The 12,792-nt window shown below is 37.9% G+C and carries 14 protein-coding genes and 1 tRNA gene; 11 read left to right on the top strand and 4 right to left on the bottom strand.

Annotated elements, in window-relative coordinates:
- Positions 1-3: 3 nt before the first annotated feature.
- From C4E06_RS01195 to C4E06_RS27515, 3 genes are all read left to right on the top strand, one after another.
- Positions 4-1,254 carry a competence/damage-inducible protein A gene (locus C4E06_RS01195; protein ID WP_107666410.1) on the top strand — a complete coding sequence of 417 codons (1,251 nt, stop codon included), beginning with the start codon at positions 4-6 and terminating at the stop codon, positions 1,252-1,254.
- A 99-nt stretch (positions 1,255-1,353) separates the two neighbouring features.
- A complete protein-coding gene (locus tag C4E06_RS01200) occupies positions 1,354-1,800 on the top strand; it encodes a PH domain-containing protein (RefSeq protein WP_107666411.1) in 447 nt (148 codons plus the stop codon).
- 297 nt (positions 1,801-2,097) lie between these two features.
- Positions 2,098-2,253: a hypothetical protein gene (locus tag C4E06_RS27515; protein WP_198648200.1), complete on the top strand. Its 156-nt coding sequence runs from the start codon at positions 2,098-2,100 to the stop codon at positions 2,251-2,253.
- Positions 2,254-2,851: 598 nt separating this feature from the next.
- Here C4E06_RS27515 and C4E06_RS01210 read toward each other — a convergent pair.
- Positions 2,852-2,924, bottom strand: a tRNA-Ala gene (locus C4E06_RS01210).
- A gap of 169 nt (positions 2,925-3,093) precedes the next feature.
- On the opposite strand from C4E06_RS01210, the gene C4E06_RS01215 reads away from it, so the two are divergent.
- A complete protein-coding gene (locus C4E06_RS01215) occupies positions 3,094-3,981 on the top strand; it encodes a rhodanese-related sulfurtransferase (RefSeq protein ID WP_107666413.1) in 888 nt (295 codons plus the stop codon).
- A gap of 2 nt (positions 3,982-3,983) precedes the next feature.
- Positions 3,984-5,120, top strand: a complete 1,137-nt coding sequence (gene cbiD, locus C4E06_RS01220; RefSeq protein WP_107666436.1) for a cobalt-precorrin-5B (C(1))-methyltransferase CbiD — start codon at positions 3,984-3,986, stop codon at positions 5,118-5,120.
- Between the two features lie 32 nt (positions 5,121-5,152).
- On the opposite strand, the gene C4E06_RS01225 is transcribed toward cbiD, so the two are convergent.
- Positions 5,153-5,398, bottom strand: a complete 246-nt coding sequence (locus tag C4E06_RS01225; RefSeq protein ID WP_107666414.1) for a type II toxin-antitoxin system HicA family toxin — start codon at positions 5,396-5,398, stop codon at positions 5,153-5,155.
- Positions 5,391-5,597 carry a type II toxin-antitoxin system HicB family antitoxin gene (locus C4E06_RS01230; protein WP_107666415.1) on the bottom strand — a complete coding sequence of 69 codons (207 nt, stop codon included), beginning with the start codon at positions 5,595-5,597 and terminating at the stop codon, positions 5,391-5,393. Before C4E06_RS01230 ends, C4E06_RS01225 begins: the two co-directional genes overlap by 8 nt.
- Before the next feature lie 239 nt (positions 5,598-5,836).
- Between C4E06_RS01230 and C4E06_RS27520 the strand changes: the two genes are divergently transcribed.
- Positions 5,837-6,457, top strand: a complete 621-nt coding sequence (locus C4E06_RS27520; RefSeq protein ID WP_198648201.1) for a hypothetical protein — start codon at positions 5,837-5,839, stop codon at positions 6,455-6,457.
- Positions 6,458-6,545: 88 nt separating this feature from the next.
- Here C4E06_RS27520 and C4E06_RS01240 read toward each other — a convergent pair whose 3' ends face one another.
- Complete coding sequence (locus tag C4E06_RS01240) at positions 6,546-7,679, bottom strand: succinylglutamate desuccinylase/aspartoacylase family protein (RefSeq protein ID WP_107666416.1); 1,134 nt, start codon at positions 7,677-7,679, stop codon at positions 6,546-6,548.
- A 136-nt stretch (positions 7,680-7,815) separates the two neighbouring features.
- Between C4E06_RS01240 and C4E06_RS01245 the strand changes: the two genes are divergently transcribed.
- The 5 genes from C4E06_RS01245 (at position 7,816) to C4E06_RS01265 (ending at position 12,654) form a co-directional block, all read left to right on the top strand.
- Complete coding sequence (locus C4E06_RS01245) at positions 7,816-8,244, top strand: peptidylprolyl isomerase (RefSeq protein WP_107666417.1); 429 nt, start codon at positions 7,816-7,818, stop codon at positions 8,242-8,244.
- Positions 8,245-8,561: 317 nt separating this feature from the next.
- Positions 8,562-9,737: a pyridoxal phosphate-dependent aminotransferase gene (locus C4E06_RS01250; protein WP_107666418.1), complete on the top strand. Its 1,176-nt coding sequence runs from the start codon at positions 8,562-8,564 to the stop codon at positions 9,735-9,737.
- Positions 9,738-9,896: 159 nt separating this feature from the next.
- On the top strand, positions 9,897-10,373 hold the full coding sequence (locus C4E06_RS01255; protein WP_107666419.1) for a universal stress protein: 477 nt from the start codon (positions 9,897-9,899) through the stop codon (positions 10,371-10,373).
- A 44-nt stretch (positions 10,374-10,417) separates the two neighbouring features.
- Complete coding sequence (locus C4E06_RS01260; RefSeq protein WP_107666420.1) at positions 10,418-11,815, top strand: collagen-like protein; 1,398 nt, start codon at positions 10,418-10,420, stop codon at positions 11,813-11,815.
- 224 nt (positions 11,816-12,039) lie between these two features.
- On the top strand, positions 12,040-12,654 hold the full coding sequence (locus C4E06_RS01265) for a cohesin domain-containing protein (protein ID WP_198648202.1): 615 nt from the start codon (positions 12,040-12,042) through the stop codon (positions 12,652-12,654).
- Positions 12,655-12,792: the final 138 nt, after the last annotated feature.

The raw sequence follows: 12,792 nt of genomic DNA on the forward strand, positions 1-12,792 counted from the left end.
AGAATGAGTGCAGAAATTATTTGCGTTGGTACCGAACTGTTATTAGGAGACATTATTAATACTAATGTTCAATTTTTGGCCAAAGAATTGGCTAGTTTAGGGATTCCCCATTACTATCAAACTGTGGTGGGAGATAACCCCACTCGCCTCAGAGAAGTGATTACCATTGCCAGTAAAAGGGCCTCTATTCTACTGTTTACTGGGGGTTTGGGACCCACTCCCGATGATTTAACCACCGAAACCCTTGCCCAATGTTTTAATCGTCCTTTAATGGAAAAAGCAGAGATTATTGAAGATATTAAGGAAAAATTTCAGGCTAGGGGACGGCAAATGAGCGATAATAACCGTAAACAAGCCTTAATTCCTAGGGGGGCGACTATTTTACCTAACCCCACGGGAACTGCCCCCGGCATCATCTGGGAACCAGTTCCTAATTTGACGATTATGACCTTTCCTGGAGTCCCTTCGGAAATGAAGCGGATGTGGGCAGAAACGGCGGTTCCTCACCTGAAAAGCCAGGGTTGGGGCAAAGAAATCATTTTTAGCAGAATGCTGCGGTTTAGGGGCATTGGTGAGTCTTCTTTGGCCGCTAAAGTTAATCAATTTTTTGACTTGACAAATCCGACCGTTGCCCCTTATGCTTCCTTGGGAGAAGTTCGCCTACGCATTTCGGCAAAAACAGCCTCTGAAACCGAAGCAAACGCTATCATTGAACCGGTAGCCCAAGAGATTATTAAAATTGCGGGAGAAGACTATTTTGGCCAAGATGATGACACTTTAGCTAACGTAGTCGGGGCATTATTACGGCACAAACAACAAACCGTATCCGTCGCGGAGTCTTGCACCGGTGGCGGTTTAGGGGCAATGTTCACGGAAATAGCCGGCAGTTCGGACTATTTTTGGGGTGGAGTGATTGCTTATGATAACCGTGTGAAAATGTCCCTTTTAGATGTCAGTGAAACAGCTTTAGACCATCACGGGGCAGTGAGTGATATCGTAGCGCAACAAATGGCCTTAGGGATTAAAAAGCGGTTGGGGACTGATTGGGGAGTGAGTATTACGGGTATTGCCGGACCGAGTGGGGGAACCGATATTAAACCGGTGGGTTTGGTGTATATTGGTATTGCTGATCCTGATGGTAACGTTGAGAGTGTTGAATGTACGTTTGGCGATCGCAGTCGGGATATTATTCGCTATTTAAGCAGTTGTACCGCATTAGATCAACTGAGACGGAAATTATCCCGTTGTTATTAACGATTTGAGTTACTTAAAAAAGAAAGATGAAACATAATTATTTTTTACTTTTAATAGATTAGTAAAATCGTAACTGTTCAATCAAGGAAGATTAAGAGAATGAGTCAAGTTTTTCCTATGGTTCCAGCTTCAAATAAAACTCTTTTATCAATCGGTATTTTTGCTATTTTAATGTTAGGTTTATTTTGTCTTTCTCTATTTATTGCTTATTCCTGCCAACAAGTAAAATTTGAAGTGTCAGAGCAACAATTGAACATTACCGGGGATTTATACGGGCGAACTATTCCTTTAAATTCTTTGGTTATTGATGAGGCGAAAGTTATTAAATTAGATCAAGAATCTCCTTATCAACCTCGTTGGCGAACCAATGGAATTGGATTACCTGGCTATCAATCAGGATGGTTTAAACTTAAGAATGGAGAAAAAGCTCTTTTATTTGTCACTGAAAAAAATGAGGTTGTTTATTTACCTACAGTTGAGGGTTATTCTCTTTTAATGAGTGTTAAACAGCCAACAGAGTTATTAGAATCTCTCAAGCATTCTTAACACCTTCTTCTCAAACTCCGTCAAATAAGGTCGACCTATTTTCCCTAAACTAGCTCATATAGCTTTAGCCGTTTGGCTAATTAAGTTGAAAGAAAGATTGATTACACTGTTTTTGTAACAAATATTAACGTCTGATTAAAGTTGATGGACTTACAATAAAGTTATGAGTTGATGACATTTCACGACAAAGATACTTGAGTTGTGAGCTTTATTGCAGTCAGTGTACATCTAATCCCAATCTAGTTCAAACAAAAGAATAATCAATTTAAATGAATGAAAAAATGGAGAGTAATTATTATGCACGATATGTATTTTAAGCCTTTAGACGAGGAAGAACGCAAAAAGAATCAATATTTAGAACAGGTTAACCACGCACCTTACTTTATGATCTCTATGATTATCATGGCACTGTTGGTTTTGTTTACCACTACTGTGCTTTTAGGGGTGTTTTAACCGAATGTCGGGCAGAATTCCCTTATCCTCTACAGGTTAGGGATGAATGCAAGGGCCTACGCATAAACGGCGCAGCCTCCACTTTCTCGTAGTTTGTGTTATACTGAGTGCTGGTTGCGACCCACCTGACCGACTAAGAGGCCCCGCAAGACGGATAAAGTATGTACTCGGCGGCAGATCAGGGAAAAGATTGTACAAGAATAAGAAAGTAGGCAGTAATAACGTAAGTCCAAAGTGCAATCTCGACAAAAAGTAATTACTCCTTGGGAAGCAGGGAGTCTGCCTGTGGAGGCTGTATAAGACCGAGATAAGATTCGTCTTATGGAGGCAACGGCCAGTGAGACGGGAAGCCTCGAAGACGAATAAAACCGTCCTTGGGTTTAGTTGTTGTTGGAAGCCCCAACTTCAGCGAAGCAAGTTGGGGTACTTCACGGTCTCTGCTATAACTTTAGGGTAGGATTGCCCCATCCTACCTATCATAGTGCGATCTCGAAGAGATACGCTGTGGAGTGTGCCAATATTGTAGGTTGGGTTGAGGGACGAAACCCAACAAGATAAGAGATTTTTGGTTATTTCTGGCTTTAGCTTATTTAAAAAATGGAGAATAGCGGACTTGAACCGCTGACATCCTGCTTGCAAAGCAGGCGCTCTACCAACTGAGCTAATTCCCCAAACAGAGCAACCGACTTTTTTTGTGTCGATATTTTACTCACTCTTACAATTATACACAGACTTATCTAAAATAGGCAAGGGGTGAATAAAAAAATTTCCTCCTGACCTTACCCTAACTAATTCAGTAACAAAACTGATCACTGGTAACTGATCACTGATAACTGAAACATGACTTACACTGTCGCCACTTTCTACAAGTTTATCCCCTTCCCCGACTCTGCCGAAAAACAAGGCAGAATCTTGGAATATTGCCAAAATCATCAGATTAAAGGCACGATACTATTATCCCACGAAGGAATTAACGGAACCATCGCCGGAACGGCTGATAATATTGAAGCCGTTTTAAACTATTTACGCCAGGATGAACGTTTAGCTGACTTAGAGGTTAAATATTCTACGGCGGATAATTTTCCTTTTGAACGAATAAAAGTACGGTTAAAAAAAGAAATTGTTACCCTAGGAATGCCAGAGGTTAACCCGAATGAACAAGTGGGAACCTATGTGACTCCTGAACAATGGAATGACTTAATTAAGGACGAAGAAACTATTGTTATTGATACCAGAAATAACTATGAAGTGGATATCGGAACCTTTGAAGGTGCCATTAATCCTCAGACCCAATCTTTTAGAGAATTTCCTGATTATGTACAGCAAAATTTAGATCCGAACAAGCACAAAAAAATAGCTATGTTTTGTACGGGTGGAATACGCTGTGAAAAAGCAACTTCTTTCTTGTTAAAACAAGGATTTTCTGAAGTGTATCATCTTAAAGGTGGTATTTTAAAGTATTTAGAAGAAGTGCCTGAAGATCAAAGTTTATGGCAAGGAGAATGTTTTGTTTTTGATGAACGAGTGGCCGTTAAACATCAGTTAGAAACAGGTAGTTATGAAATGTGTTTAGGGTGTGGTCATCCCATTTCAGAACAAGATAAAACATCTAATAAATATGAGGAAGGTGTTTCTTGTCCCCATTGTTACGATAGTTTAACCCCTGAAAAGATGGCTAAACAAAGAGAGAAACAAAGACAATTATGGCAAAAGAAAAAAACAACATAAAGATGACTAAACCTCGCGCTGGCTATACGTTACCTGTGTTCGCTTGTGCCTCTGCGATCGCAGCTTTACAGCATTTACAAAATAACCAAAATAATGAGACAGTTTCCTTCGATTTGATCGAACCATCTGAAACAGTAACGATTCCTATTCAACAAGTGGCTAAAATAAACAAGAATACTGCTTTAGCTATTACTATTAGTGATCCAGGAGATAATTTAGATTTGACCCGAAATACCCCAATTTGGGCAACGGTAGAACTGAGAGAAAATAGTGATAAAAATGAACAAGAACAAATCATTATCAAAGGAGGAGAAGGGATAGGTAAACAGATTAAATCTAATAATAAAGATGCGATTTATTCCTACGCCAATAAACTATTAAAGCACAACTTAAAACAATATTTAAACCCAACAGAAGCCATAATCATTACTATTATCTTACCCGAAGGCAAAAAGTTAGCAAAACGAACATCTAACGAGGCGTTTGGCGTAATTGAAGGACTATCTTTATTAGGAACTTCTGGTATTTCTCAGCCCTTGAGTTCTCCTGATCAATTAAATAGTTATCAACAAGAATTAAAAGAAAAAGCAAAACAATTTGATACCTTAGTCTTTTGCTTAGGAGAAAATGGCTTAGATTTGGCTAGAAAATCAGGTATCAATTCCCAACAATTAATTAAAACTGCTAACTGGTTAGGTCCCTTGTTAGTAACAGCAGCAACAGAAAAAATAAACGCTATTTTATTATTTGGTTATCATGGAAAACTGATAAAATTAGCAGGGGGAATCTTTCATACTCATCACCATTTAGCCGATGGAAGACTAGAAATATTAGTCAGTCATGGGGTAAAAATGGGTTTAGATAATGCAATTTTACAACAACTTTTAGACTGTGAAACCACAGAAGAAGCTTTACAACTATTGAGAAAAATAGATGCAGAAACAAACAATACTTTTACCGAAAAAATTTATCAATCTATTGTAGAAACTATTGACAAAAGGACACAGTTGTATATTAGAAAATATGTGGATTTTGATGTTAATATAGGTTCAATTGTATTTGGACGCGATCGCACTATTATTATGAGTAGTAAAACAGGAAAAAATTTACAACAGCAATTAACAACTCAACATGAATAATTTTTTATTTTTTGATGCTTAAAGTCAATAAATTAAAGATTGTCTAAAAATTCTTCCACTGTTACCCTTCCTTGATTGAGAATATTTTTTAATGTTCCTACTGCGAGGGTTTTTCTTTGCAGAGGAATCACACAACCGACTTCAATTGTTTCCCCATCTTCACTTTTAAGTTCTTTTTTTAGAATTAAATGACTTCCCTTTTGACGAATTTTTACAAAGCCTAATTTTTCTAAGGTTTTGACAGTTTTTTGACTACTGATTCTAGGTAATTTAGGCACTTAATACCTCAAATGTTGTCAATAAACGAGGAGATGTTTGAGGTAAAGGAAATTCTTCTAAATATAGTTCTGTTGCTTCTTTTAGGTTAGCTAACGCTTCTTCTATGGTATCCCCTTGACTTGCTGTTCCTACCTCTGGACATTCAGCCACATATACATCTTCTTCCCAATAAATAATCGCCGTATACCTTCTATTCATTGCTAATTAATTCAGTTTAAATTGATTGAACACCCTAATTATATCAAAAGATGTTTAACTTATGTAGTAAAGGTATTATCTGCGATCGCCAAATTATTATGAGCAGTAAAACAGGAAAAAATTTACAACATCAATTAACATCTCAAAAATAATTAATTATTATTAATTATTTGGTAAAGAAGCTACTTTCTTGATTATTATACTATCCTATAGTAGTGTGATATTTACTTTACATAATCATGGTCAAAAACCCTTTATTTCCCTTAATTTTCAGTGCGTTAACCCTCATGACTATTCCCATGAATGCTCAAACCCCGGCCCCTTCTTTACAAGACTTAGTAGGTGCAAGAGGAAGCAGTGGAGAAAGGGAACTACAAAGTAGAGGATATGAATACATCAAAACAGAAAAATCCGAAGGTGATGCTTATTCCTATTGGAGAGAAACCAGTACAGGAAAATGTCTGACAGTTCGCACTTCTGATGGACGTTATCAATCTTTAGTGTATGCACCAGATTTTGATTGTCGAGTGGCACAATCAAGTGGTAGAAATATTACCATTAGTTTTCCCAGTGGGAGTCATTGTGGTACTTATGCAGGAAGGGTTAATGCAGGGGATACTTTTTTGTTAAATTTAGCTAGAGAGCAACAATTAATCATTGAAAAATCAACCCCTCATGATTATTCTGTGCAAGCTCCTAATGGCGAATATTTAGAAGTAATTCGACGATTTTCTAATAATCAAAATCAATATTGGACAGGAAATCAATCAGGCAATTTTAAAGTAGAAGTCGCCAGTGTTCCCCAAGGAAGACCTATAGATATTAAGTTTTGCGCCTATAGTGGAGAAGGAAACCTATAGTGAATAAGGCAATTAAAACTTATCTAAAAATCCTTAAATGATTGTTCAAGTAGCAGAAGAATAGTGTCTACATTAGTCACTATTCATTTTATGAATTAGGATTACACAGTGCTAAAACGTAGTCTCCCTGATTCACAGAATAATTAGTTGAAATATCAAAAATAAAGCCATCGGTTTCTGCATAAATATTAATCACCTCTGGTAAATTTCCTTGTTTATTAAAGCTGAGAATTTCATAAACTTTATCCCCGGCCTTAACAGGAGTTTTTAAAGGTAATCGATTTTGAATCATTCCCCCAGTTGGGGCATAATAATTTTTGATATTTTGACGAGAAACTAATGTAATTTTGTGAGTGAATAAAGCATAATTTTCTAGTTTTAAGAGACCTTTTTTTACTAAATAATTAATAATTCCCTTGACTCCCAAAGTAACCGATTGAGGATTCATTTTCATGCCGGAACCTAATTCTAACGTCCAAGATTCTCGATCAATATTTAGGGTTCTTCCTAACTCTTCAAACTTCTTTTCTAATGCTAACCAAGGTTTCATAAATGCTTCGTCGAAAGCATCTCCATCATAAGTATCCATTAAAATGCCATAATCAATTTTAAAATAGTTGGCACTGTCTTCTTGTTGTCCAGGAAAACAAAAAAGATAATCAATACATTGGTTACTAGAACTATGAATATCAATCACATAGTTAGCATCCATCGACAAAGATTGTAATTGATAACGATACTGTTCAAATAAAGGCGCACCACTGGGACTATTAATTCTATCGAGTTGTTTACTAAATGCCTGTTTTTGTTGCCGCAAAAAATTTTCTTGAATTGTTAAAGAATCAAACTTTATATTCTCTTGCACAAATCCATCTAAATTAGGACAAAATTTTTCATAGTCCCAAAAAATTCGATTCCAATCTTTGCCATCATAACTATTAAACCTTCCCGAAGAAAAGAAATGGTTTCGTTGATTAGTGCCTAAAGGATTACAAACTGGCAGTAACCAAATTTCACCCTCCAACTGACTTTTATTGAGAGTAGATAAATAATTGATTAATTGTGAAATGACGGCGTTACCAACAATTTCTGAGCCGTGGAGATTCGATTGAATATAGACTTTTTTACCCTTTCTTTTACCGACAAACTTATACAGTTGCAGAAAAAACTCATCACCGGAAGCCAGTTTAAATAAATTTAACGTTTCAATGGTTGGTTTCATAGAAAACAGAAATCATGAAGGTTTAATCATTAATAAATTTTTAAGAATAGCACAAAAAGTTGACAAAACTACGAAAAAAAAACTACCGTGAAAAAGTCCCTTCATTAAACACATAAAATTTAGCAGGTAATGTGATATGGTACAAGCTAAACTTGGAGATACAGTCAAAGTCAACTATACAGGTAAATTGCAAGACGGGACAGTGTTTGATTCTTCGGTGAATCGTGACCCCTTACAATTTGCCCTCGGACAAGGTCAAGTCATCGCAGGATTTGAAGAAGCGGTGGTAGGAATGAGTCCTGGAGATAACAAAAGTGTGACCATTCCCTCAGAACAAGCTTATGGACCCTATCAAGATGAATTAGTGATTGTGGTCGATGAACAACAAATGCCTTCTGATTTATCCGTAGAAGTGGGACAACAACTGCAAATGCGTCATTCTAGCGGTCAAGCTGTTCCTGTGATGGTAACTAATGTTGCTGATAGTAAAGTCACTTTAGACGCTAATCATCCCCTAGCAGGAAAAGATTTAACCTTTGATATTGAATTGGTCAATATTCAATAATATTAAAATATAGGTAATGGTTGAGAGAAGATGGGAAAATTCGTTAATTCTCAATTCTCCAACCTCAATGGGTCTCATCCTGAATTGAATGGGTTTTTTGCACCCATGCAATATAATCCGTTGCAGGTATATAGAAACTAATAGAAACTAGAGGCAGATTAGGCAAAATCATGAATTAAATAGAACATAATTCAGAAAATAAGTTGATAAGTTCACCTAAAATCAACTATGATAGATAAAGCCTGAATCCATAGCATGAATGTATCTATGGGGTTTTTAATTTTTTAATACAAGGAAAAAATAGGCTCAGAAGCAATATGATTCAATTGGCCACCAGGGTAACACAAGTCACTCCCTCTCTCACCCTAGCCATTACTGCTAAAGCGAAAGAGATGAAAGCGCAAGGGATTGATGTTTGTAGCTTTAGTTCAGGAGAGCCAGATTTTGATACCCCTCAACATATCAAAGCAGCCGCCTCATCAGCGTTAGCGCAAGGGAAAACCAAATACGGGCCAGTGGCCGGAGAAAATCCACTCATTGAAGCGATCGCCCACAAGTTAAACCAAGATAATCAGTTAAACTACAGTGGGGAGAATATCATCGTCACCAATGGGGGTAAACATTCCCTATTTAACTTAATGTTGGCCTTGATTGAAACAGGAGATGAGGTGATTATTCCGGCTCCCTATTGGCTGAGTTATCCGGAAATGGTCAAATTAGCCCAAGGAACACCGGTTATTGTCAACACCACCGCAGAAACCGATTACAAAATCACCCCAGAACAACTGCGTCAAGCTATCACTTCAAACACCAAACTATTTGTGCTTAATTCTCCTTCTAATCCCACAGGGATGGTGTATAACCGTGAGGAACTCGAAGCGTTAGCCCAAGTAATTATTGACCATAATTTATGGGTGGTTTCTGATGAAATTTACGAAAAAATTCTCTATGACGGCACAGAACATATTAGTATTGGTTCCCTAGGAGAAGATATATTTAACCGCACCATTATTAGTAATGGATTTGCCAAAAGTTACTCCATGACTGGATGGCGAATTGGTTATTTAGCCGGTCCAAAAGACTTAATTAAAGCAACCAGTACCATCCAAAGTCATAGCACCTCTAACGTTTGTACCTTTGCCCAATACGGAGCCGTTGCTGCCCTCGAAAGCCCAGACTCTCCCCAATGTCTTCAAAAAATGTTAGATGCGTTTACCCAACGTCGTCAGGTCATTTTAGAAAGAATTCAAGCTATTCCTCAACTGAGTTGTCCCACCCCCATGGGGGCCTTTTATGTCTTTATTGATATTAGTCAAACCGGACTCAACTCCTTAGAATTTTGTGACGGTTTATTAAACAAACAACAAGTGGCTGCTATTCCCGGAAAAGCATTCGGGGCCGATAATTGTATTCGTTTGTCCTATGCGACGGATTTAGCTTCGATTGAAAAAGGAATGGATAGAATCGAAAAATTTGTTAACTCCCTTCGGTAGAGAAAGTCAATGTTATATTTCTTTTAACATCCCACCCCAGGAGATGAGTGGGTTTAATGGGTTTAAAACCATACCGTCCCTTGCGGTGTATTCAATTGCTTGGGCTTTTAATCCCCATTCAATTGCCTCCCCTACACCCTACACCCTGTTCAATACATTATGAAATACAACAAAATATTAGTGGCCTTGGACAACTCCCCTTTAGGTAAAAAAGTGTTTGAAGAAGCTTTATCTATGGCCAAATACCATCAAGCCACCTTAAAATTATTTCATTGTTTGCCCCTGGAAACCCCCTCAACCGCCCCTTATACCAGCCTTTACGAAGGAGAATTTAACGATTTTTCCTACTTAATGCGAGAACGGTTAGAAACCCAAGCCAATGAAACTGAAACATGGTTAAGAAACTACGGAGAAATGGCCAAACGACAGGGGATTACCGCAGAATGGGACTGGAAAATAGGCGAACCCGGCCGCTGGATAAGAGATATGGCTAAAGATTGGCAAGCAGATTTAATTGTAGTGGGAAGACGGGGACTAACCGGAGTCTCAGAAATGTTACTCGGCAGTGTAAGTAACTATATTGTCCATCATGCCCCCAGTTCGGTGTTAGTGGTTCAAGAAACAAAAGTTAACTAAACCCAGTCTGAAAAGGTGGCGATTGTTAACCTCCTAACCCATCAATGCAAGTCACTAAACTTCCCTTATTTTTCCTCTTTTTTGCCAGTTCTTTGATGGTTCCTCTTCCCTCCTCCTCTAACCTTTGTGTCGGGGGTGTCATGGCGGCAGAGGTGAGAACCTTTGGTGAAAATGGTTCTAACGCCAGTAGTGGGGCTTCTGGAGAAGATGGAGGAAATAGCGATAATTTGACGATTTTTGCCGATGGTTCTCCCTTAACCCTTAATTTAGTCGGAGAAGATGGCCAACCAGGAGAAGAAGGGAAACCCGGAGAAGACGCTGAATGTGAAAATCAACCCACTGGGGTCAAATATAACCTACAGGCCCCAAGTGGGGGGAATGGGGGGAATGGGGGGAATGGCGGTGACGGGGGTAATGGCGGCTCTTTAACCCTCTATGCAACGGACTTATCTCAACTCCAACAAATCTTTGTCAACGCTTCAGGGGGGAAAGGAGGACAACCGGGACAAGGGGGCCAAGGGGGTCAAGGATGTCGCTGTAGCGAACCCTATTGGACCATAGAAACCTGTAGTGGTAATCCTGGAGATTCTAATTATCGTTGTACTACCTTAGAATTTCGCTGTCAAGACGGGAAAAACGGGGCCAATGGAGTCGGTGGGGCCTTTGGTCGAGATGGTTTACCCGGTCAACTGACGTTAATTAATTTAGATAAACCCCTAGAAGCCGATAAACCGGCTGCCACCGTAACCATGGCCGCCTTGAGAGATAAAGGGTATTTACTCTCTAAAAATATTTGGGAAACTCGCAATGGTGCATCGGCCTTATTTGCTCCCGGTTCGGTGATTGATGATCAATATTTAGCCTTGGTTCAACGGTTAGAACGGTCCTTTTTATTGATTTGGAATGCTCCCCAATCATTTAATCGATTTGCTCAAGAAAAAGTGACGTTAAAATATCAAGATGATCAGGGAATTGTGGTGGAGGTTCCTGATAATATTTGGATAGAAGGAACAACGCAACAACGGAATAATATTACTCAATTTATTGTTTATAATGCCATTTATAAACAAGATGCCACTCGTTTAGAAAGTCAAGGATTATCGGGAAGAGAAAGGGATTTACAATTAACTTTAATTGATGAGGCGGATCAATCTAATTTAATTGCTACGAAGTTTGATATTACTTATAGTATTACTCGTTCTGATCCTCGCTTTCGTCCGGTGTCTGATTACACAACAAAATATGAGGGAGAAATTCCAGAAGATTTAGTTATTTTAGATGGGGATACTTTTACCCTTGATATTGGTAAGTTACCCATTGAATCTCGATTTTTGCGATCGGGTTTAGGGGTGGAAATAAAAATAGTGGCAACCCGAACTTTTGCAGGTTACACCGATGAACAAACCATTACCGTAACCGACGTTTTAGGACCCTTTCGGTAAACAGTTATCAATTATCAGTGAACAGTGTATCCGAAATGATTAAGAAATATGTTGATGTATCAACTTTATTGAACGAGGTTTGAAATAAAATAACTTATTCTACAGTTTATCAAAAAAAGGTTTTTGAGCAAAAAAATGGGTTTATAAGAAAGATAGTTACTGAAATTTAGGCAAATTTCCCTGAATTTTAGCAATGGTTTTCTTAATTATTCTTTTTGCTTCTAATGAGACATATTGCTGTAAGTTGTGGTGTTATTCTAGGGACATTACCCCTATTCATGTTGTTTGAACCAGCAAACGCTGTTACCTTGGACTTACTTCCACAAACCCAAAGCGTCACGGTGGGACAATCTGTTATTCTTGATGTGCAAATTTCAGAATTAGGTAATAATATTAGTCCATCTGTGGGAGGATTTAATTTACAATTGAATTATGATCCTGCGGTATTAACTTTCGATGATATAACTTTTAGTGGATTAATTGATCTTTCAGGTTTAGACACTCAAACTGTTGATTCATCAACGCCGGGAACCCTTTTTTTTGTGGATCTTTCTTTAGATTTACCTGAAGAATTAAACACAGCACAACCCGATACTTTTAGTTTAGCAAATATTGAGTTTATTGGGAGTGGAATTGGCACGAATAGTCCACTAACATTAACGATTATTGAGGTTTCGGATGAAAATTTTATTAATTTTGATCCAGTTACACAAAATGATGCTACAGTGACAGTTAGCTCAGGGACAACTCAAGTTCCAGAATCCGGTTTAGGACTAACCGGTTGGGGAGTATTATTAGGATTGTTTTGGAAGATTACTCAAAAAAAACAATCCCTTTGAATTAAGTTTTTGTCATAGTAACTAACCAATTTTATTTCTAGAATTAGGTAAGTCTTTGCTGTTCATTAAAGACATTTCTAGAATAAGGTTTATTTTCTGTTGTTTCCTACTTTTTCAAGTTTATTGTTTGATCTTAGA

Source organism: Cyanothece sp. BG0011 (genome assembly GCF_003013815.1).
Taxonomy (GTDB): Bacteria; Cyanobacteriota; Cyanobacteriia; order Cyanobacteriales; family Microcystaceae; genus Crocosphaera.